The 20,513-nt window shown below is 67.4% G+C and carries 18 protein-coding genes and 1 pseudogene; 8 read left to right on the top strand and 11 right to left on the bottom strand.

Annotation, left to right across the window (positions count from 1 at the left end):
- Window positions 1-228: 228 nt before the first annotated feature.
- The 4 genes from PGN27_RS19140 to PGN27_RS19125 are packed head-to-tail and all read right to left on the bottom strand — an operon-like array spanning window position 229 to window position 6,740.
- Window positions 229-1,110, bottom strand: a complete 882-nt coding sequence (locus tag PGN27_RS19140; protein ID WP_335327529.1) for an ROK family protein — start codon at window positions 1,108-1,110, stop codon at window positions 229-231.
- A complete protein-coding gene (locus PGN27_RS19135; protein ID WP_335327528.1) occupies window positions 1,110-1,676 on the bottom strand; it encodes a DUF7158 domain-containing protein in 567 nt (188 codons plus the stop codon). Before PGN27_RS19135 ends, PGN27_RS19140 begins: the two co-directional genes overlap by 1 nt.
- Window positions 1,673-5,776 carry a glycoside hydrolase family 38 N-terminal domain-containing protein gene (locus PGN27_RS19130; protein ID WP_335327527.1) on the bottom strand — a complete coding sequence of 1,368 codons (4,104 nt, stop codon included), beginning with the start codon at window positions 5,774-5,776 and terminating at the stop codon, window positions 1,673-1,675. The genes PGN27_RS19135 and PGN27_RS19130 overlap by 4 nt, the downstream gene beginning before the upstream one ends.
- A 10-nt stretch (window positions 5,777-5,786) precedes the next feature.
- Window positions 5,787-6,740 carry a helix-turn-helix transcriptional regulator gene (locus tag PGN27_RS19125; protein ID WP_418888618.1) on the bottom strand — a complete coding sequence of 318 codons (954 nt, stop codon included), beginning with the start codon at window positions 6,738-6,740 and terminating at the stop codon, window positions 5,787-5,789.
- A 63-nt stretch (window positions 6,741-6,803) separates the two neighbouring features.
- Between PGN27_RS19125 and PGN27_RS19120 the strand changes: the two genes are divergently transcribed.
- Both PGN27_RS19120 and PGN27_RS19115 read left to right on the top strand, forming a co-directional pair.
- On the top strand, window positions 6,804-7,322 hold the full coding sequence (locus PGN27_RS19120; RefSeq protein ID WP_335327526.1) for a DinB family protein: 519 nt from the start codon (window positions 6,804-6,806) through the stop codon (window positions 7,320-7,322).
- Between the two features lies 1 nt (window position 7,323).
- Window positions 7,324-7,920, top strand: a complete 597-nt coding sequence (locus PGN27_RS19115) for a DinB family protein (RefSeq protein ID WP_335327525.1) — start codon at window positions 7,324-7,326, stop codon at window positions 7,918-7,920.
- 56 nt (window positions 7,921-7,976) lie between these two features.
- Here PGN27_RS19115 and PGN27_RS19110 read toward each other — a convergent pair whose 3' ends face one another.
- The 7 genes and pseudogenes from PGN27_RS19110 to PGN27_RS19080 all read right to left on the bottom strand — a co-directional run bounded on the left by PGN27_RS19110 (window position 7,977) and on the right by PGN27_RS19080 (window position 13,560).
- Complete coding sequence (locus PGN27_RS19110) at window positions 7,977-8,882, bottom strand: LysR substrate-binding domain-containing protein (protein WP_335327524.1); 906 nt, start codon at window positions 8,880-8,882, stop codon at window positions 7,977-7,979.
- Window positions 8,883-8,900: 18 nt separating this feature from the next.
- Window positions 8,901-9,554, bottom strand: a complete 654-nt coding sequence (locus tag PGN27_RS19105; RefSeq protein ID WP_335327523.1) for a 3-oxoacid CoA-transferase subunit B — start codon at window positions 9,552-9,554, stop codon at window positions 8,901-8,903.
- Complete coding sequence (locus PGN27_RS19100) at window positions 9,551-10,339, bottom strand: CoA transferase subunit A (protein WP_335327522.1); 789 nt, start codon at window positions 10,337-10,339, stop codon at window positions 9,551-9,553. Before PGN27_RS19100 ends, PGN27_RS19105 begins: the two co-directional genes overlap by 4 nt.
- Window positions 10,340-10,362: 23 nt before the next feature.
- Window positions 10,363-10,652 (bottom strand): annotated as a pseudogene (locus PGN27_RS19095) (alpha/beta fold hydrolase); the annotation flags it as partial.
- Window positions 10,653-10,664: 12 nt separating this feature from the next.
- Window positions 10,665-11,873, bottom strand: coding sequence for an acetyl-CoA C-acetyltransferase (locus PGN27_RS19090; protein ID WP_335327521.1), 1,209 nt, complete (start codon window positions 11,871-11,873; stop codon window positions 10,665-10,667).
- A 134-nt stretch (window positions 11,874-12,007) separates the two neighbouring features.
- Window positions 12,008-12,862, bottom strand: coding sequence for a type IV toxin-antitoxin system AbiEi family antitoxin (locus PGN27_RS19085; protein WP_335327520.1), 855 nt, complete (start codon window positions 12,860-12,862; stop codon window positions 12,008-12,010).
- Between the two features lie 116 nt (window positions 12,863-12,978).
- Window positions 12,979-13,560, bottom strand: a complete 582-nt coding sequence (locus PGN27_RS19080; RefSeq protein WP_335327519.1) for a TetR/AcrR family transcriptional regulator — start codon at window positions 13,558-13,560, stop codon at window positions 12,979-12,981.
- Window positions 13,561-13,637: 77 nt separating this feature from the next.
- Between PGN27_RS19080 and PGN27_RS19075 the strand changes: the two genes are divergently transcribed.
- From PGN27_RS19075 to PGN27_RS19050, 6 genes are all read left to right on the top strand, one after another.
- Window positions 13,638-14,627, top strand: a complete 990-nt coding sequence (locus PGN27_RS19075; protein ID WP_335327518.1) for an oxygenase MpaB family protein — start codon at window positions 13,638-13,640, stop codon at window positions 14,625-14,627.
- A gap of 52 nt (window positions 14,628-14,679) precedes the next feature.
- Complete coding sequence (locus PGN27_RS19070) at window positions 14,680-16,023, top strand: ABC1 kinase family protein (RefSeq protein WP_335327517.1); 1,344 nt, start codon at window positions 14,680-14,682, stop codon at window positions 16,021-16,023.
- A gap of 72 nt (window positions 16,024-16,095) precedes the next feature.
- Window positions 16,096-16,992, top strand: a complete 897-nt coding sequence (locus PGN27_RS19065; RefSeq protein ID WP_335327516.1) for an alpha/beta fold hydrolase — start codon at window positions 16,096-16,098, stop codon at window positions 16,990-16,992.
- 95 nt (window positions 16,993-17,087) lie between these two features.
- The gene (locus PGN27_RS19060) at window positions 17,088-17,957 is read left to right on the top strand and encodes a cyclopropane mycolic acid synthase family methyltransferase (RefSeq protein WP_335327515.1); all 870 of its coding nucleotides are present in this window, start codon (window positions 17,088-17,090) and stop codon (window positions 17,955-17,957) included.
- 496 nt (window positions 17,958-18,453) lie between these two features.
- Window positions 18,454-19,338, top strand: a complete 885-nt coding sequence (locus PGN27_RS19055; RefSeq protein ID WP_335327514.1) for a cyclopropane mycolic acid synthase family methyltransferase — start codon at window positions 18,454-18,456, stop codon at window positions 19,336-19,338.
- 40 nt (window positions 19,339-19,378) lie between these two features.
- Window positions 19,379-20,314 carry an endonuclease/exonuclease/phosphatase family protein gene (locus PGN27_RS19050; RefSeq protein ID WP_335327513.1) on the top strand — a complete coding sequence of 312 codons (936 nt, stop codon included), beginning with the start codon at window positions 19,379-19,381 and terminating at the stop codon, window positions 20,312-20,314.
- Window positions 20,315-20,513 lie beyond the last annotated feature (199 nt).

Here is a 20,513-nt window from a genome sequence, read left to right as displayed (position 1 = left end):
CCTCCTCGTGATGGTTGGGTCGTCCACCGCATGAGGGGCCAGAAATCACAAACGCCCCGACACAGAAAGGTCGGGGCGCGCAAGAATGCTTCTACCTCGTCCTCCTGCGTGGGCCGCCGGGAAATCCCGGACCTTCAACCGATTTCTCGGTGACCGACGGTCTTCGGTGGAACTGCAGAAGGATAGCCTGCCCGGCGGCCTCAGCCCAAATCAGCGCCGAACGCCGGGTCAGCTGATCGCCAGCACCCCCGCGCCGATGAGCCCGGCATCCGAACCCAACTCGGCGGACACCACCCGCAGATCGTGCAGGAAGGTCAGCCCGGCGTAATCGGCCAGTGCCGCGCGCAGCGGGTCGAACAGCACCGGCCCGGCCTTGGCCACCCCACCGCCGATGACCACCAGGTCCAGATCGCATACCGCCGCGGTGGAGGCGATCATGGCTGCCACCGCAGTCGCTCCCCTGCGGAATGCCGCAACGGCGATCGGGTCATCGCGTTCCACATCCGCGGCGAGCTCTCTGGCATCGGCGCCCGCCCAGCCCTGTGCACGGGCCCAACGCGTCATCGACGGCCCGGAGGCCACCGTCTCCACACAGCCGCGGCCGCCGCAGGGGCAGCGCTGCCCGTCGAGCTCGATCACCGTGTGCCCCACGTGCCCGGCATTGCCGGTGCGGCCGTCATAGGGCATACCGTCGAGCACCAGTCCGCCGCCGATACCGGTCGAGACCACCATGCCCAGCACGAACTGTGCACCCCGTCCCGCACCGTACCGGTGTTCGCCGAGCGCCATGCACAGTCCGTCACCACCGAGACGCACGGGCAGGCCGGTCAGCTCCACCACCCGGGCCACGATCGGAAAGTCCCGCCACACACCGATGTTCACCGGGCTGATCGCCCCCGCGCCGAGGTCCACCGGCCCTGCCGACGAGATCCCGACGGCCTCGACCGCCCCGGCGGCAAGGGTGGCGGTGATCAGCTCGGCCGTCGCGTGCCAGGCGTCCTCGGCCGAGGTCTGCGGTGTCAGCACCTGGGTCCTGTGCTCCAGTGAGTTGCCGTCGACCAGTGCGGCGGCGATCTTCGTGCCGCCGATGTCGATCGCGAGGGCGGTCATCAGTGTCGGTGAGTGTTGTCGGGCTGGCGCGGATCACCGGGGTGCTCGTATCCGGGCGCCAGCTGCACGAGTTCGGCGATGCGGACGTCCAGCCACTGCCGGAACGCGCGCCGCTGCGCGGCCGACCGCAGGTGCTCGGCGATCAGCAGATAGGCCTCATCCAGTGGCAGCGGCACCGATCGGCGCGGTCCGAACCGGCCGGGGTTGCGCCGGTGGTAATCGGCGATCTCGATATCCGTGACGTCCACCCCAGCGGTGACGGCCGCGAAGGCGGCCCGGCCCGCGGGTGTGCTCAGGACGGCCGCGGCGATGCTGCCGATCTCCAGGCGCGCGGTCATATCGGGCAGGATCTCCTCTTGGGTAGGGAGGTGCCCCGGGCTACCCGCCTCGAGCTCGACGATACATTCGGCAGCCAGCAGCTGGGTCAGCCAGCGTCGCAGCTGACGGCCCTCGCTGGTGCCCGACCGCGGCAGCGCTGCCGACGAATTGCCTTCTCGCAGTTGTCTTTCCCGTTCGTCGACCTGGGCGACGGTGATCGCGACACCGCCCACCAGCGCCGCGGTCACGTGACCACCACCGCGACCGCCGGCGAGTAGACCAGCGCGCCCGCCCCGGCCACCCTGACCAACGCCCACCATCGGCCCGGTGCCACCCAGGGCGGCGGGCTGACGTCGAAGTCCAGGGTGACCCGCCCCGCTGCCGGCAGTTCCGCGCCGATCGCGGCGGGCCCCAACCACTCCCAGGTGCCCCACGGGCTGATCAGATGGGCCTCCACCGAGAGGTCGGCGCGGGCGTCGGTCTCGACGGTGACGCTCAGTCGCCCGAGGCCGCCGGGGCGGACCCGCACCTGCGCGGGCCCGTCGACCAGCCGCAGCACCTGCTGATCGGTCGTTTCGCCGACGCGCACCAGGCAGACGTCCTCAACCACCTGGCGCCACGCGGCAGGCAGACCTCGTCCGCCGGTGAGCGCCAACTCCACCCGTACCGGGTACAGGCCGGGCTGCGCCCCTGCGGGAACCGCAACGGCGACCTCGGCATCGAGGTACTCCCCCGGCGGCAATACGAAGGTCACCTCGTCGGGGTCGGCCGACCATTGCGGTGGGCAGATCAGCCGGACCCGCCCGCGCAATGCGGCATCGGTGCAGTCGCTGGCGGCGGTCAGTCGTAGCTGCAGCGGTGTGCCCGGCTGCACCTGCGCCTGCCGGGGATGCACGTGGGCGACCGCGGGCAATCCGCCCAGCGGAGCGGGTCCGCGGTTGTGCAGCCAATATCGGGCGTAGAGCGGTTGCGCCGCTTCGGCTTCGGGGCCGATGGCATCGTTGTCGGCGTGCAGGATCTGGACCGCGTCCAGATGCGCCAGCATGGTGGCGATCTGGTAGCCGTGCAACGCATCGGTTGGCGGGCCGGAATCGTTTTCCAACAGGTCGCCGTGGCGCAGACCGGAGACCGCACAGATGCCCGAGCGGATGACGAACGGCGTATGCCTGCCGTGCGTCTCGACCAGCCGCATGGCCACCGATCCGGCATCGACTCCGGCGAGCGCGCCGGCCGCCATCGGGTTGCCCGCGGCCTTGAGTGCGCCGAGCTGGATACCCTCGGCGTCGACATCGAGCAGGGCGCCGTGCGCGGGAAGCAGATCCGCCGTAGCTCTCCGATTCACCACGGCGATCAGCGGGTGGCCGAATTCTGCGCTGCAGCGCGGTATTTCACGGTCTCGCCAGTCCCCAGAACCGGCGACCAGCGCATAGTCGAAGGTGTGCGTCCAGTGCTGCAGCCCGAAGTTGGACCCGTCCGGTGCGGTGCGACGTGGCGGGTCGATCCAGGTTCCCGAGGGCCAACCCGTACACGAGCGCATCAGCGATGTGTGCAGCGTGCCGTCGGATTCGACGGCGAAGCCGGGCACCCCACGGTTGAGCAGCGCGACCGTGGCCGGTTCGAAGGGCTCCATCCCGGCCGGCGTCTGCTGTGACACCGCGATCTCGGCGTCGGCGATATCGTCGATCAGTGCGGCCAGCCCACCGGCGATGACGAGGACCGGCAGCGCGCGCTCGCCGCGCAGGTCGGCCCCCGGCACCCATTGCTGTTCCAGCGGGGCGAGGGCGGGAACCCAGACGCGCGCCGCGCCGGTCGCCGAGAGTTGGCGGTCGAACTCTTGACGACAGTCCGGCGAGGACGCCAATACCGTTGCGGTGAAGGAATTCTCATCTGGTCCGCCGATGGCGATTCGGGCGTCGGGCAGGTTGGAATCCACGGCCAGATCCCCGTAGCGGGGTTGCCCGGCGACGGTGCAGGTGGCGGTGACACCCGTGCGCACCAGCGCGACCATCAGGTCGCGGGCGTCGACATCGTCGTCGGGGACCACCACCTCGGCCACCGAGATCGCCCTGGTCTGCTCGCCGACGCGCACCCGTAGCGTCGCCGAGAGACCGAACCAACCGTAGGCGGGGTTGTCCAGGGTGGATGGGTGCACAGCGGCGTCCACCGCCCGGTCTCCGTCGTGGAACAGTCCGAACCCGCGACCGATGACGGCGTCACCGACCTCGCTGACGGGCATGGCGCCGGGGACCGGGCATGGCCAGCGCAGCCGTAGCAGATCATCGGAACCGGTGAATTCATCGATGACGGTGCGGTATTCGATGCGCTCGACACCGTGCCAGACGGTGATCGTCTGGGTGTAGCTCACCACCTCCCCGATATGCCCGGTGACGACCAGCCGTTCACCGAGCGCGCACCGCCACAGCTGGACCGCCGCCGGATGCTGGGCCGAGGTGGTCACCGGCCCGCGCGGCAGCAGATGCCACGGTCCCTCGCCGGCCTTCGGGTGGGCCGGATACTCGGCGTAGACCGCGAGTTCGTTGCCGACACACCCGGGGGCGATCCATTCCCTGCCGTCGGTGATCAAGGAGTTGACCCCGCCGCCACGGTCGGGGTCCACGCTCACCCGGTGTCGGTCGGTGCCGATGGTGACCCCGTCGTGTGGTTCCCAGCGTGATCCGCGCCCTTCGGTGTCGAGGCGGTAACCCTGCCAGCCCAGCGAGCCGACACCCTCGGCCAGCCAGCTGACGCGGTTGTTTTCGATCAGGGTCGGCAGCTCGATGCCGTCGACATCGCGGACCACGCCGGTGAAATCGCGATCCAGCTCGGCGGTGACGATATCGGTTCGGTTGTGCGCCAGCGGGTTCCATACCACCAGCGGGACGTTCACCGCGCTGGAGAGCAACCGTAGCGCGTTGTCGCGGGTGCGACGGCCGATCTCCCATGCGTCGCGCCAGCCGGTCAGCAGGTCCAGGTACACCTGGTCGGACTCGGACCCGGTGATGGCGTCATGATGGGCGCCGTAGGCCAGCTGCACCCAGGCCTTGGCCAACGCGGCCTGCGGGTACCGGACCCCGCCCAGCACACCGGCGAACACCGCGAAGCGCTCCGCCTCCAGCACCGCATTCTCGGCCGCGCGGTTGGCCTGCTTGGTGTCGATATAGGAGACGTCCTTGCCGGTGTAGATGGGATTCATATCCCTGGTCTGCACCGACGCCCGTCGCCCGGTCCGGTCGAGTTCTTCCCGGACCGCGGCGAAGAACTCGCGCGGCAACGCGCACACGAACCGCGGCCAGGTGTAGCGGGCGTTCCAGTCGCGGTGGATCTCGGTGACCCACTTGTTCGGCGGTGTGTAGTCGGTGCCGACAGGAAGGAGCACGTTGCGCGTCAGCGCGACCTTCTTCAGTTCGGTGAACAGCCGGTAGGTTTCGGCCTCGGCGTCGGCCAGTGTCGGAGCGGAGTCCATCCACCAGCCGGCGGCATAGTGCGCGGGCATGTAGTGGGTCAGCAGCCCGCGCCCCGACGGCGCGGTCCATTCGAATTCGCTGGCGAACTGCATGCGCTCGGGGTCACCGTGATCGGCCATCGGACCCCACTGGTGGTGCGGTCCCCGCGCCCATGAACTGGATGTCAGTCCGGCGTCGGCGGCCATTCCGGGAAACTGCGGATCGTGGCCGAACACGTCGAGCTGCCAGGCCGTCGCCGGGTCACCGCCGAGCACATGACGCTGAAACCCGATGCCGGCCACGAAGTTCCGGATCGCGGTCTCGGGGCTGGTCAGGTTGGTGTTCGGTTCGTTGTACGTGCCACCCATGATCTCGATGCGGCCCTCGTCGATGAGCCGGCGCAGATCGGTGCGTTCCTCGGGGTGGGTGTCCCAGAACGGTTTGAGGTAGTCCACCTCGGCCAGCACGAACTTGTATTCGGGCACCCTGCGGGCCATCTCGAGGTGGGCGGTGACGAGGTCGAAGCCGTTGGTCTGGCGGCACGCGCCGGGCGGATCCTCGGTCCACAGGCTGGTGTAGGCCGCCTGGGTGTTCCACCACACCGGGTCGTAGTGGAAGTGGCTGATCATGTGCATGGTCCAGCCCGGTTCGGCGACCACGAACTCGAAGGCGGTGTCACCGATCCGGGCGTTGTGGCGCTGCCCGGGGGTGGGATCGTCGACGTAGACCGGGATCTCCACGTAGGTGTCACCCGGTTGGGCGACGGCCTCACCGTGGATGCCGTAGCCGCTCACCCGCACCGGTGTGGGGACCGTACAGGCGGTGTGGTGGGCGCGGACGAGTTGCAGCGGGGCGGCAGGCGGCCCGACGAACAACTCCGTCGACTCCGCAGCTGTCACACGCATGCTCCGCACCCTACGTTCGGGTGCCCGCCCGCTGCAGCAGTTCGGCCGCGCTGCGCACGGCGTCGGCGACTTCCGGTGGTTCGAGCACCTCGAACTCGCATCCCGGCATGGCCAGATAGAGCGCCATCACCCGCGGATCGTCGGCGCCGGTGGTCAGGATGCAGCCCTGGTCGCCGTCGGCTTCGATGTGCACCGAGGCCGACGAGAAGGTCTGTGCCACAACATCACGCGAGGCGTGGTAGCGAACCCTGGCGATGTAGCGGTAGGGCGAGCTGGTGATGGCGCGTTGCACATACTGGGCGGCGTCGGGGGCCTGGCGCGCGGTGAAGGTACTGCCGATCGCGCGGACGGTGTCCATCCGGTCCAGGCGCAGGCTGCGCCAGTCCTGTTTGTCCCTGTCGAAGGCCAGCAGGTACCACCGCCGTCCGGTGGTGACCAGTTGATAGGGCTCGAGGCGGCGTAGCGAGGTCGCGCCGCGGATATCGGTGTAACCGCAGCCGACGTGTTCGTGGTCGCGGCAGGCCCTGGCCAGCGTCATCAGCACCTCGGGATCGACGGGGGCGTCGCTGCGGGCCGGGGTCAGGGTGACGGTGCTTTCGTGTACCGCGGCGACCTGCGAGCGCAGCCGCGACGGCATAACCTGGTCGAGCTTGGACAACGCGCGTAGTGCGGACTCGCCGACGCCGGCCACGCTGCCGCCGGCGGCCAGCCGCAGGCAGACGGCCATCGCGACAGCCTCGTCGGGGTCCAGCAGCAGCGGCGGCATCGCGGCCCCGGCGCCCAGCTGATAGCCGCCGCCGTGGCCCTTGCTGGCGTGCACCGGATAGCCGAGTTCGCGTAGCCGCTCGACATCGCGCCGGACACTGCGAGTGGTGACCTCGAGGCGTTCGGCCAACTCCTCGGAAGTCCAGACGCGACGCGACTGCAGCAGACCGAGCAGTTGCAGGACCCGGGCGGTACTCATGTCGATCATGCTGCCGCATTCATAGGACCGAAACTGTCCTATAGAGGTGCGAGTCTTTGAGCCATGAACACCGAACTGCTGGCCGATCAGCTGGACTTCCACTGGGATAACCAGCTGCGCCCGAGGCTTGCCGGCCTCACCGACGAGGAGTACTTCTGGTCACCGGTATCTGATTGCTGGACGGTCCATCCGGACGGCCGAGTGGACTTCGTGCATCCGGAACCCGAGCCCGCGCCGGTCACCACGATCGCGTGGCGGTTGGCTCACGTGATCATCGGTGTACTGGCCATGCGCAGCCACTCCCATTTCGGCGGGCCCGCCGCCGACTACCAGACCTGGCCGTACGCCAACGACGCCGCGACCGCGCTGGCCCAGCTCGACGCGGAGAAGGCACGGTGGACGGCCGGGGTGCGCGCCCTGTCCGATGCGGACCTGCAGCGCCCGTGCGGTCCGGCCGAGGGGCCTTATGCCGACTATCCGATGGCCGCGCTGATGCTGCACATCAACCGCGAGGTGATCCACCACGGCGCCGAAATCTGCCTGCTACGAGATCTTTTCACCCACACCCAGAAGGAGAACTGAGATGCCCGCCATGCCCCCTCCCGTCGCCGACGAACGTGCCGGACTCAAGGAGTACGTCGCCGCCCAGCAATACGCGTTCCGGGCGATCGCCTACGGCCTGACCGACGAGCAGGCACGATCCACACCCAGTGTCAGCGCGTTGTCGATCGGCGGGCTAATCAAGCACGTCACCAGTTGCCAGAAGGGATGGATGGAGCGGGTGGCGGCGGCACCGGAGCTGCCGCCGGCCGACGATCGCCCGATGGAGGAGCTACAGCAGGAATACACCGAGCAGTTCGTGATGGGTGAGGACGAGAGCCTTGCCGGGATCCTGGCGGCCTTCGACGACCAGAATGCCGAGACCATCCGCCTCATCGAGACCGCGGATCTGGCTGCGGCGGTGCCGGTTCCACAGGAAGTGCCGTGGTTCCCCAAGGATGTCGCGGCATGGTCGGTGCGCTGGGTGATCTTCCACATGATCGAGGAATTGGCTCGCCACGCCGGTCAGGGCGACATCATCCGGGAGAGCATCGACGGCGCGACGCTCTACGAGCTGTTGGCCGGCCTCGAGGATTGGGAGCCGACACCGTGGCTGACCCCGTGGGGCAAGGGCTCCTAGTACTGCGCGAGAGTGACGCTGTGGTCGTACCGGAGCGGCCTCCAGCGACCGCAGCGTCACTCTCGCGCACTGCTGCCGTCCTCGGCCGCGATGCCACGCAACACCCCGACCGCGCGGTCGACCAGCGCTGTGGTCTCGGCGGCATGGGCGACCATCAGATCGACGCCGAGGTCGGCGGGTTCGATCGGCCGATAGGTGATGCCGCCGAGGTCCAGGGCGGCCGTGGGCGCGGGCACGATCGCGACGCCCAGCCCCGCGGCGACCAGGGTCACCAGCGTCGAGGTTTCGGCGACCTCCTGGCGGATCCGGGGGCGGAAACCGGCGGCCGAGGACAACCCGGTGATCACCTCACCCATCACCGAACGGCCCTGCCCGACATGGGCGATGAACTCCTCATCCCGCAGGTCTGCCACGGTGAGCGAGTCTTGCTCGGCCAGCGGATGGCCCAGCGGTAGCGCGACGAGCAACCGGTCCCGGCGCAACACGGTGGCCCGCACACCGGGCAGATCCACCGGTGGCCGCAACAAGGCGATGTCGATCTCGCGCGCCGCCAGCGCGGCAAGTTGGGCCGGCGCCAGCATCTCCCCACGGACACTCACGTCGACCAGTGGCAGTTCGGCGCGCAAGGTTCGGACGAACTGCGGCAGCAGCGAATACGTCGCCGAACCGACACATCCGACCGTCAGCTGCCCCTCGGTCCCCAGTTCGATGCGGCGAACCTGCCGACCGGCGTCGTCGACACCATCGAGCAGGGCGATCACGCGAGGCAGATAGGCCCGTCCGGCCGCGGTCAGTTCCACCCGGCGGGTGCTGCGGATGAACAGTTGCACCCCGAGCTCACGTTCGAGGGCCCGAATCTGTTGGGACAGCGGCGGTTGGGCCATGTGCAGCCGTTCGGCCGCCCGCCCGAAGTGCAGTTCCTCGGCGACCGCCCGGAAGTACCGGAGGTGACGCAACTCCATATCGAGATGTTAGACCTCTCAATGGGAGGTGATTGACACTCCACGCAACGTCACCGGTGCCCCGGTCCTGGTCACCACATCATCGACGCTGACACCGTCGGCGAGTTCCACGACGGCGAATCCGGTGCCCGTCACGTCGAACACCCCGAGTTCGGTGATCACCCGGCTCACCACGGCCTTACCGGTCAGCGGCAGGTCGCAGGCCAGAACGAGTTTGGCCGCACCGGCTTTGGTGACGTGGTCCATCAGCACGATGACGCGTTCGGCACCGCTGACGAGATCCATCGCCCCGCCCATGCCCTTGACCATCGATCCGGGGACCATCCAGTTGGCCAGGTCACCGTTGGCCGCCACCTGCATGCCGCCGAGCACCGCCACGTCGACGTGCCCGCCGCGGATCATGGCGAAACTGGTCGACGAGTCGAAGAACGAGGCACCGGCGACCACCGAGACGGTCTGCTTGCCGGCGTTCACCAGGTCGGGGTCCACCTCATCGTCGTAGGGGAACGGTCCGACGCCCAGGATGCCGTTCTCGGCGTGCAGGGTGACATCCGAACCCGCGGGCAGGTGGTCGGGGATCAGCGTCGGCAGCCCGATCCCGAGGTTGACGTAGTCGCCGTCGCGCAGCTCGAGGGCTGCGCGGGCGGCCATCTGGTCGCGGGTCCAGCTCATCGCGTGATCTCCTCTGCGTTCGGCCGGGCGCGGGTCGTGCGTTTCTCGATGCTCTTGCGCGCGGCCTGCTCCGGGGTCAGTTCGACGACGCGCTGCACGAAGATCCCCGGCAGGTGCACCGCGTCGGGATGTAGCTCGCCGACCTCGACGACCCGTTCGGCTTCGACCACCGTGATGCGCCCCGCCATGGCGGCCGGCGGGTTGAAATTCCGTGCCGCCGCGTGGAATACGCAGTTTCCCGCCTTGTCCGCGACGGCCGCGCGCACCAGGGCGTAATCGGTGACGATGGACTCTTCGAGCAGCATCTGCTTGCCGCCGAAGGTGCGGACCTCCTTGGGCGGTGAGGCCAATGCGACACTGCCGTCGGGGTGATAGCGCCACGGCAGGCCGCCGTCGGCCACCAGCGTCCCGACACCGGTCGGGGTGAAGAAGGCGCCGATTCCGCTGCCGCCGGCGCGCATCCGTTCGGCCAGGGTGCCCTGCGGGGTCAGCTCGACGGTCAGTTCACCGGCCAGGTACTGCCGGGCGAACTCCTTGTTCTCGCCGACATAGGAGGCGATCACCCTGGTGATCCGGTGCGCTTCCAACAGCAGGCCGAGCCCGCCACCGTCGACGCCGCAGTTGTTGCTCACGATGGTCAGGTCGGTGGCGCCCTGTTCCAGCAGCGCGTCGATCAGGAACCACGGGATTCCGGCCAGACCGAATCCGCCGACCGCGAGGCTGGCGCCGTCGGGGATGTCGGCGACCGCCGCGGCCGCGCTGGGTATCACCTTGTTCAGTGTCATCGTTGCTCCAGGTGGTCGATGAGGGCGCCGGTGATCGCCAGTGTGGGGGCGTCGATACTCGACAGTTGTTGCCGTAGATCAAATCTCACGATGTCCACGCAGCAGCCCGCGATGGCCGGGGCGAGTTCGGCGCCGGTACACGGCAATACCATCGAATTGACCCGATTCGGGTTGCGGGCGGCGACCCGCATGGCCGTCATCCCACCCAGCGACAACCGACCAGTGCGGCTTTCGCGATGCCGAGCCGGTCCACCAGCGCGATCAGATCGTCGGCAAGATCGTCGATGGTGTAAGGGCCGGCCGGCACCGTGGACCTCGACGGCAGTCATCGGATCGCCTCGAAGACTGCGGCCAGCCCCTGCCCGCCACCGATGCACATGGTTTCCAGCACGTGTCGCGCGCCGCGACGGCGCGCCTCGTACGCCGCGGTCGCCAGTATCCGGGCACCGGTCGCGCCTACGGGATGCCCGAGCGAGATCCCGGATCCGTTGGGATTCAACCGGTCATCGGTGGCGTCGATCTTCCATTCCGCCAGCACCGCGAGTACCTGTGCGGCGAATGCCTCGTTGAGTTCGATGAGGTCGATATCGTCGAGTGTCAGTCCGGCACGTTCCAACGCGGCGGCGGTCGCCCCGACCGGACCGATGCCCATGGTCTCGGGGCGGCACCCCGTCACCGCCCAGGACCGGAGCCGCAGCAGCGGGGTGAGGCCGAGCCGTTCGGCGTCGGCGGCGGTGGTCACCACGCACAGGGCGGCGCCATCGTTCTGACCGGAGGCATTACCGGCCGTCACCGTCGAATCGGGATCGACCTTGGTGCGCACAGCTCGCAGTGCCGCGAGTGTGTCGAGGTCGATATCGGCGCGCGGATGTTCGTCGCGGTCGACGATCACGTCGGGCTTGCCCCGTCGTCCGGGCACCGTCACCGGGATCAGCTCCTCGGCGAAACGTCCCGCGTCGTGGGCGGCGATGGCGCGCCGATGGGACCGCACCGCCAGCTCATCCTGCGCCTGTCGGGTGATGCCGTACTCGCGGCGCAGGTTCTCGGCGGTCTCGATCATGCCGCCGGCTATCGGGTGGGAGGCGCCGCCTGCGGTCTCGCGGGCTCGATCGAGCCTGTCCTGCAGGGCTATTCCGCCTTGCCGGACACCGGTGCGCAGGCCCAGCGCGTAATGCTCGACATTCGACATGGACTCTGCTCCGCCTGCCGCGACCACTCGTGCCGCGCCCGTGGCCACCTGCCCTGCCGCGTAGAGCACCGCCTGCAGGCCGGATCCGCAACGCCGGTCGATCTGCAGCCCGGGCACATCCGTGCCCAGCCCGGCGTCCAGGGCGGCGATGCGCCCCAGCGCGGGCGCCTCACCGTTGGCGTAGCCGTTGCCGAGGATGACATCGTCGATTTCGCTGAGGCCGGTGCGTTCGATCAGCGCGCGCAGCGTCGTCGTCGCAAGGTCTGCGGCGGTGAGTGAGGACAGCGCACCCGCCATCCTTCCGACCGGGGTGCGCAGCGGGCTGCAGATGACGACATCGACCATGCTTTCGACGGTAGATACCTGCGTCGAGATTCTGAAGTACCGAATTTGTCCCGATTGAGAGGTTTAACATCTTAGTTTTCTGGGCCGAGAGTGACGCTGCGGTCGTCCCGGAGCGGGCGATAGCGACCATTGCGTCACTCTCGCGCAGTACCGGACCAGCCGCGAGACTCAAGGGCCGCCCTGGCGTGGCCGATGATGTCGCCGGGGCGGTCCTCCTTGATGACGCGGATGAGGTGCCATCCCACCCGCTGCAGTTCGCGGCCCACCCATACGTCGCGGGCATAGACGGTGCGGTCGCTCAGGTGCTGTTCTCCGTCGTATTCGACGCCCACCCGGTAGTCCTCCCAGACCATGTCGACCCGCCTGATGTAGCGACCTTCGGCGGTGTAGACAACCAATTGCGTTCGTGGCCTTGGCAGTCCGGCATCGAGGAAGAGCAGCCGAAGCCAGCTCTCGCGCGGCGATTCGGCACCGCCGTCGACATACGGCAGCAGATCGCGCAGTTGGACGAGGCCACGGACGCCTGGATGCGACTCGGCCAGTGTCAGCACATCCTCGATCCGATAGGGCGCATCCCGCATGAGGGCATCCAGCCGCGCGATCGCCGGACTACGCCGACACCGACGCGCGAGGTCGAAGGCGGTGCGTTCACGCGTCGTGGTCGGGGTGCCGCGCACGATCGTGATCTCGGCGGCGGGTAGCACGTCCTTGCGGATGACCAGACCGGACTGGTGTCGACACCGGGCGAAGACCTCGATCGGCTCGGTATCAGAGACCCATCGCGCGCCGTGCAGCGCCGCGGCCGCCACCCCACCGATGACCCCGTCGGGGATGGCGAGCAGTGCGGCGTCGATCCGTTCGCGCAGCGTCGGGAGATGCCCGCGCGGGATGTGCACGCCGCGCAGCAGCGGTCGGTAGCGGTGCCGCAATTGCCCGCGGGTCAGCGCGCCGGCCGATATCGCGGCGGCTCCGTCGAAGGGAATGTGCACATCTGCTTGGACGCATCGGCGGCCCGGACGGATCCATACCAGCGCGAGAGTGACGTAGTGGTCGCTCCTGCGTGACCTACAGCGACCATTGCGTCACTCTCGGCGGACGAGAGGGGTCAGAAGAACCGCACCGCGGAGTCGACGACGATGTCCAGATCCCCACCGAGCGCGCCGGAGAGCCACTGCTGGGCGAGCTCGGCCATCGCGCCGGTGTACATCGCCGCGCCGACGCGGGTGGCGACGGGATCAGAGCCCGGGTGCAGCCGCGCGCCCTCGGCGAGCACGGCGTCGAGGAGTTGGTCCTGCAGGGCGGCGCGGCGTTCGGTCAAAACCGGGTTGGCGCGGGCGTCGGTGAACAGCACGCGGCCACGTCGGGGGTCGGCGGAGCTGAAGCCGAGCACCGCCGCGACGCCGGCCCGGGTGCGCGCGCTCAGGGAGTCACCGGCCGAGGCCATCGCGGTGTCGACGGCAGCGCCGAGTTCCCCGGCGACCTTGTCGAACACCGCGCCCAGCAGCTCACCGATATCGGCGAAGCTCTCGTAGAAATAGCGCGTGTTCAATGCGCTCTCGCGGCACACCGAGCGCACCGTCAGCGCTGCCTCGCCACCGGTACCGAAGAGCGCGTAGGCGGCATCGATGAGCAGCGCGCGACGCTCCGCGCGCCGGTCGGTCAGTGCAACACCCGCCCACCGAGTCATCGACACAGCGTAAATCTGGTCACGCCCGTATCCAAAATGTATTCTGGCTACAGCCGTGACCAGAAAGGGGCTCACCCGTGGACATGCCGCACCAGGTACTGGAGCAAGGCCTGCAGGGCCGGTACGACAAGACCTTTCGCAGGCACTTCTTCAAGGGTCTGGAGTTCGCCGGCCCGGAAGGAGATCCGGGTTGGTTCGGCCCGGGCAGCGCCGTCTGGCACGTGCACTCCCACACCGAGGCACTGATCTTCGGCCTGCAGTGTGCGGCCTATCTGGAACGCCTCGACCCGTCCATCTACTGGATGGGGATGCATCACTCACGACTGGTCAAGCGCGAGGCCGACGGCACCGCCGTCCCGGTCATCGATCCCGAGGGCGCAGCGATTCGGCTGGGCCACTCGATCGCCTTCTTCATCGGCACCGCCTATGGCAACACCGAGACCGCCGAACGCGTCGCGCGAACCGTGCGAGCCATGCATCACACCATCAAGGGCACCCGACCCGATGGCGCCACCTACGACGCCGACGATCCCGAGTGGCTGCGCTGGAACTACGCCACCGTGGCGTGGGGGCTGGCCACCGCTCACGAGCTCTACCATCCGAATCCGTTGCGCGGCAAGAAACTCGACCGCTACTACGGTGAGTTCACCAGGGTGGGGCATGCACTGGGCGGCACCGACCTGCCCACCACGAAGGCCGAGACGCTGGAATGCCTGCACTCGTACCTGCCCCGCCTCGCCCTCACCCACGGCGCGGCGATGGCCACCGGACCCAACCTGCCGATGCCCCAGAGCGCGGTCGACTGGGCCATCCGCGACACCATGCCGCGGTGGGCCAAACAGCTCATCGGGCACACCGATCCCAACCCCATCGAGCGGGCGGGACGGCGCGCCATCGTGTGGTCGGTGATCAACGGTCTGCACACCGCAGCCGGCCCCGCTCCGGAGTTTCGGCAGGCCCAGCGACGAGTGGGCGGCGGCACCACCGTCGCGCACACCGAACCGCGTTATGTGCCAGGCAGCGATCCCGAGCTCAGCCGTGACCAGGTGGAGCGCGCCTTCGTGTGATGCAGGCCACCCGTGTTTTTACCGCTACCGCCGGTTTTGAGACACTGCAGAGATGAGTACCCAACACCGAGAAGGAGCCCGGCTGGACCGGGTGCCATTGCCGGTGGAGGCCGCCCGCGTCGGCGCGACGGGTTGGCAGATCACCCGCACCGGCGCCCGCGTCGCCGGCAGCCTGCTACGTAAAGGGTCGCTGCAACAAAAGGTCATCAAGCAGATTCCGCAGACCTTCGCCGACCTGGGCCCCACCTACGTCAAGTTCGGCCAGATCATCGCCTCCAGCCCCGGCGCCTTCGGCGAACACCTGAGCCGCGAGTTCCGCGGCCTGCTCGATCGGGTCCCGCCTGCCGATTCGACGGCCGTGCACAAACTGTTCAAGGAAGAGCTCGGCGACGAGCCGCAGAACCTGTTCAAGTCCTTCGACGAGAAGCCGTTCGCATCGGCCTCGATAGCCCAGGTGCACTATGCGACGTTGCACAGCGGCGAGGAGGTCGTGGTCAAGATCCAGCGTCCGGGGATCCGGCGCCGGGTCGCCGCGGACCTGCAGATCCTCAAGCGCGGGGCCCGGCTGGTGGAGTTCGCCAAGCTCGGCCAGCGACTGTCCGCCCAGGACGTGGTCGCCGACTTCGCCGACAACCTGGCCGAGGAGCTGGACTTCCGGCTGGAGGCCCAGTCGATGGACGCCTGGGTGGCCCATATGCACGCCTCCCCGCTCGGGGAGAACATCCGCGTCGCCCAGGTCTACTGGGATCTGACCAGCGAGCGGGTGCTCACCATGGAGCGCATCCAGGGCACCCGCATCGATGATGTCGCGGCCATCCGCAAACAGGGTTTCGACGGTGAGCAGCTGGTGAAGGCGTTGTTGTTCAGCGTGTTCGAGGGCGGCCTTCGCCACGGGCTGTTCCACGGCGACCTGCACGCAGGCAACCTATACGTCGACGATGCAGGCAAGATCGTGTTCTTCGACTTCGGCATCATGGGTCGCATCGATCCGCGGACCCGGTGGCTGCTGCGCGAGCTGGTGTACGCGCTGCTGGTGAAGAAGGACCACGCCGCGGCGGGCAAGATCGTCGTGCTGATGGGCGCGGTCGGGACCGTCAAGCCGGAGGCGCAGGCGGCCAAGGACCTGGAGAAGTTCGCCACCCCGCTCACGATGTCCTCGCTGGGCGATATGAGCTACGCCGAGATCGGCAAGCAGCTCTCCACACTGGCCGATGCCTATGACGTGAAGCTGCCGCGGGAACTGGTGCTGATCGGCAAGCAGTTCCTTTACGTCGAGCGCTATATGAAGCTGCTGGCGCCGCGCTGGCAGATGATGAGCGACCCGCAGCTCACCGGGTACTTCGCCAACTTCATGGTCGAGGTCAGCCGGGAGCACTCCGACGAGCTGGACAGCTAGCACCGAAATTCCACCGCCACAACGGCATTGACGCTCGCTGCATTCAGCAGGCGGGCGAACTGGAGGTCAGGTATGCAGATTCGTACGGGTGTCGCGCGCGCGGGCGAGCTCGACATCGCCTACGACGACATGGGCGACCCGGACCATCCGGCGGTGCTGTTGATCATGGGCCTCGGGGCGCAGATGGTGTTGTGGCGCAACGAGTTCTGTCAGAAGCTGGTGGACCAGGGCCTGCGCGTCATCCGGTTCGACAATCGCGACGTCGGGCTCTCGTCGAAGCTGCCGCATGCCCGCAGTGGTGCACCGCTGATCCCCCGGATGGCCCGATCGCTGGTGGGGATGAAGAGTCCGGCCGGCTACACCCTCGAGGACATGGCCGATGACGCGGCGGGGCTACTGGACCATCTCAAGATCGAGCGCGCGAACATCGTCGGGGCGTCGATGGGCGGAATGATCGCGCAGGTCTTCGCCGCCCGGCATGCCGCCCGCACCCGGTCACTGGCCGCCATCTTCTCCAGCAACAACCAGGCCTTCCTGCCGCCGCCAGGCCCGCGCCAACTGCTGACGCTGCTGTCCAAGCCGACCGACACCAGCCGCGAGGGCGTGATCGCCAATACCGTTCGCGTTTCCAAGATCATCGGCAGCCCCGGGTATCCCAAAACCGACGAACAGCTACGGGCCGAGGCCGCCGAAAGCTATGAACGCTCCTACTACCCGGCCGGGATCGGCAGGCAGTTCGCGGCGATCATGGGCAGCGGCAGCCTGCTGCAATACGACCGACAGATCACCGCGCCGACGGTGGTCATCCACGGCAAGGCCGACAAGCTGATGCGACCGTCCGGTGGCCGGGCCATCGCACGCGCGATTCCCGGAGCAAGACTGGTGCTTTTCGACGGAATGGGTCACGAACTGCCCGAACCGCTCTGGGACGACATCATCGGTACGCTCAAAGCAAACTTTTCCGCATAAGTTCGGCCTTCTCATCCTCAGCGCGTAGAGTCACCGCAAAGGCCGGATCGACGATGATCCGGGGGGACGTAGCAGGTCGCGGTGGGGATACAACATTGACCGGACGTAAGAAGCTCGAACCGCATTTCTCGGATGTACAGGCGCATTACGACCTGTCTGACGACTTTTTCGCGTTGTTTCTGGATCCGACCAGGACATACAGCTGCGCGTACTTCGAGCGCGACGATATGACGTTGCACGAGGCCCAGTTGGCCAAGATCGATCTGTCACTGGGCAAATTGGGACTCGAGCCGGGCATGACGCTGCTCGACGTCGGGTGCGGATGGGGTGCGACCATGACGCGTGCGCTGGAGCGCTACGACGTCAATGTCATCGGTTTGACGCTCAGCGAGAACCAGAAAGCCCACGTGGAGTCCGAGTTCGACAAATCGGAATCCACCAGGGACAAGCGGGTGTACCTCAAGGGCTGGGAAGAATTCGACGAGCCCGTCGACCGCATCGTGTCGATCGGGGCGTTCGAGCACTTCGGCTTCGAGCGCTATGACGCTTTCTTCGAGATGGCCTACAGCGTGCTGCCCGACGATGGCGTCATGCTGCTACACACCATCTGCGGCAAGCCTTTTCAGCAGATGATCGACGAGGGCATCCCACTGACCTTCGAGATCGCCCGGTTCGTGAAGTTCATCCTTACCGAGATCTTCCCGGGCGGACGGCTGCCCTCGATCGAGAAGGTCGAGGAGCATGCGGTGCCCGCCGGGTTCACGGTGACCAGGCGCCAGTCACTGCAACCGCACTACGCGCGCACGCTGGATCTGTGGGCCGAGGCGCTCGAAGCGCATCATGATCAAGCGGTCGAGATCCAGTCCGAAGAGGTCTACCAGCGCTACATGAAGTACCTCACCGGCTGCGCGAACGGTTTTCGGACCGGCTATATCGACGTCAACCAATTCACGATGGTCAAATGACACGTGCGCAACACGGGCGCACACCGAAAACTGTTGAAAATCAAGATCAATCACGTTCAGGGCAAACTTGCCTAGCGAGTGGCTGAGCATTGCGACCACTGAATAGCGAAACGTGGCAGAGTAGGTCAGCCGACTTGCCACCCCGGCAGTATGCCGTTTCAGCAAAGGCGCTGACGATGCGGACAATTTGCTTCTCACCTGCATGGCAGGTGCGAAATCGGCACGCGGCAACCCTTTTCCGCAATGACGTCCACACGGCGCACCACGGCACGCATATCCACCATCCGCACGGGATAGGGCGTCACGGACGATAGAGTCGGGGAAAGCAGGATCGCCATGAGCAACGGCGCGATGGTGATCACATCCGTTTTGAAGAGACACGCTGCGGAGTTCCTGGGGGACCGGATTCCCGGCGAGTAGGGTGCCCACACAAGTGGGCACCCGTGATGTGGTGGACGGCGTAGTCGGAACCCACCGAGAAGGGCAGGCCACCTCTATGTCTGACAAGTCGAGCGGCACCACGGACATGCGGCCGCATTTCGAGGACATCCAGGCTCATTACGATCTGTCCGACGACTTCTTCGGCGTCTTCCAGGACCCGACGCGCAAGTACAGCAGCGCCTACTTCACTGGACCCAGCGCCACGCTGTCCGAGGCTCAGATCGCCAACGTCGACCAGCACCTGGACCGGCTGAACCTCAAGCCCGGCCAGACGCTGTTGGAGGTCGGCTGCGGATGGGGGCTCACGCTGCAGCGCGCCATGGAGAAGTACGACGTCAACGTCATCGGTCTGACGCTGAGCAAGAACCAGCAGGCGTACTGCAACCAGCTGCTGAGCTCCATCGATTCCGAGCGCACCTTCGATGTGCGGCTGGAAGGATGGGAGCAGTTCCACTCTCCGGTCGACGCGATCGTGTCGATCGAGGCCATCGAGCACTTCGGCTTCGAGCGCTTCGATGAGTTCTTCAAGAACAGCTTCGACATTCTGCCCTCCGGCGGCCGGATGACCATCCAGAGCAGTTGCGGGTACCACCCCGACGATCTGCGCGCCCGCGGCAAGAAGCTCACCTTCGAGCTGGCCCGGTTCGCGAAGTTCATGGCCGAGGTGATCTTCCCGGGCGGCCGGATCCCGAGCACCAAGATGCTGGTGGAACACGGCGAGAAGGCCGGCTTCACCGTTCCCGAGGTGCTGTCGCTGCGCAACCACTACATCAAGACCCTCGGCATCTGGGCCGCGCGCCTGGAGCACAACAAGGACCAAGCCATCGCCGCAGCCGGCGAGCAGCACTACAACGACTACATGCGCTACCTCACCGGCTGCCAGTACTACTACGTCGACGAGGCGCTCGACGTCAGCCTGGTCACCTACGTCAAGCCGTAGTCCCCTCCCCCGCGACGGCGACATCAGTCCGTAGCCCTTCATGACGCTGATCCTCGGCTCGCTGATGCTGTTGTGCGCGGTGATCGCCGCGGTCGCCCGGTCGGTGCCCGCGGCAGGTCGGTTGTTGCTCGCGACGGCGGCGTTGTCGCCGTACCTGATGCTCGGTGCGCCGGCAGCGGCGCTCATGTTCACGCTCGGGCGGCACTGGGTGCCGGCCGCCGTCGCCGCCGTGGCGACCGCAGCGGCCATCGCCTTCCTGCTTCCGCTGCGGGGCCGCAGCCCGCGGCCCGAGGGCGGTGTGTCGGTGCGATTCGTTTCGGCGAACCTGCTGATGGGCAAGGCCGATCCGGCGGCCGTGGCCCGGCTGGCCCGCGAGTATGCCGATGTGATCGCCGTCCAGGAGCTGACACCGGAACTGGCCGAGGCACTGTCGAGCGCACTGGCACAGGACTTTCCGCACTGCGAACAGCGCCCGAAGGAACGCGCCGCCGGGGTCGGGCTGTGGAGCCGTTATCCGATCACGGCCTCCGGCGCCGACGGAAGCTTTACCCGAGGGCTGTTGTGGGCGCGGGTTCGCCTGCCGGGCACCGATGCCGAGCCGACATTCATCTCCACTCACATGCCGCCGCCACGTTCGGCGTTCCCGTCGTGGCGCGCGGATATCGTGCGGCTCGGCCCGACGTTGCGCGAACTGCCGGCGACCGGACCGGTGATCGCCGGGGGCGATCTCAACGCCACCCCCGATGTCGTGGAGTTCCGTCGCCTATTAGGTAGTGGCGGTTACCGCAGCGGTGCCGCCCAGGCCGGTGCCGGGCGGATACGTACCTATCCCAACCATCTACGCCGCTACGGCATCCCGCCGCTGTTGGCGCTCGACCATGTGCTGACCCGCAAGGCGACCGTGACCGCGATTCGTGCGGTCGCCGTGCCGGGTTCGGACCACCGCGCAGTGGCCGCGACAGTGGTCGTGGACTGAGATCTCGACCGAATCACGCAGCGGCATCGGCACGGCGTCTACGGCATTGACCGGACGGGCGAGTGTTGCCGATCTCGTCGACATGTGTGCGGCGGCGGCAGTCTGCATCCGATCCAGATGGTCCAACATCAAATAACAGCAACGTCAATATCGGGCTCGGATCCATGACACTTGACGGCGACGTGCGATGACGGTTACC

It is taken from the genome of Mycolicibacterium neoaurum, assembly GCF_036946495.1.
Classification (GTDB): domain Bacteria; phylum Actinomycetota; class Actinomycetes; order Mycobacteriales; family Mycobacteriaceae; genus Mycobacterium; species Mycobacterium neoaurum_B.
This window is presented reverse-complemented; position numbering and strand designations above follow the sequence as displayed.

What these genes read in the sequence shown, in the direction of transcription:
- PGN27_RS19055 (WP_335327514.1), top strand. Translation starts at nt 18,454, where the DNA reads ATGTCTGACAAGTCGAGCGGCACCACGGACATGCGGCCGCATTTCGAG.
- PGN27_RS19115 (WP_335327525.1), top strand. Translation starts at nt 7,324, where the DNA reads ATGCCCGCCATGCCCCCTCCCGTCGCCGACGAACGTGCCGGACTCAAG.
- PGN27_RS19050 (WP_335327513.1), top strand. Translation starts at nt 19,379, where the DNA reads ATGACGCTGATCCTCGGCTCGCTGATGCTGTTGTGCGCGGTGATCGCC.
- PGN27_RS19065 (WP_335327516.1), top strand. Translation starts at nt 16,096, where the DNA reads ATGCAGATTCGTACGGGTGTCGCGCGCGCGGGCGAGCTCGACATCGCC.
- PGN27_RS19125 (WP_418888618.1), bottom strand. Translation starts at nt 6,740, where the DNA reads ATGAGTACCGCCCGGGTCCTGCAACTGCTCGGTCTGCTGCAGTCGCGT.
- PGN27_RS19090 (WP_335327521.1), bottom strand. Translation starts at nt 11,873, where the DNA reads ATGGTCGATGTCGTCATCTGCAGCCCGCTGCGCACCCCGGTCGGAAGG.
- PGN27_RS19080 (WP_335327519.1), bottom strand. Translation starts at nt 13,560, where the DNA reads ATGACTCGGTGGGCGGGTGTTGCACTGACCGACCGGCGCGCGGAGCGT.
- PGN27_RS19110 (WP_335327524.1), bottom strand. Translation starts at nt 8,882, where the DNA reads ATGGAGTTGCGTCACCTCCGGTACTTCCGGGCGGTCGCCGAGGAACTG.
- PGN27_RS19100 (WP_335327522.1), bottom strand. Translation starts at nt 10,339, where the DNA reads ATGACACTGAACAAGGTGATACCCAGCGCGGCCGCGGCGGTCGCCGAC.
- PGN27_RS19120 (WP_335327526.1), top strand. Translation starts at nt 6,804, where the DNA reads ATGAACACCGAACTGCTGGCCGATCAGCTGGACTTCCACTGGGATAAC.
- PGN27_RS19140 (WP_335327529.1), bottom strand. Translation starts at nt 1,110, where the DNA reads ATGACCGCCCTCGCGATCGACATCGGCGGCACGAAGATCGCCGCCGCA.
- PGN27_RS19105 (WP_335327523.1), bottom strand. Translation starts at nt 9,554, where the DNA reads ATGAGCTGGACCCGCGACCAGATGGCCGCCCGCGCAGCCCTCGAGCTG.
- PGN27_RS19130 (WP_335327527.1), bottom strand. Translation starts at nt 5,776, where the DNA reads ATGCGTGTGACAGCTGCGGAGTCGACGGAGTTGTTCGTCGGGCCGCCT.
- PGN27_RS19070 (WP_335327517.1), top strand. Translation starts at nt 14,680, where the DNA reads ATGAGTACCCAACACCGAGAAGGAGCCCGGCTGGACCGGGTGCCATTG.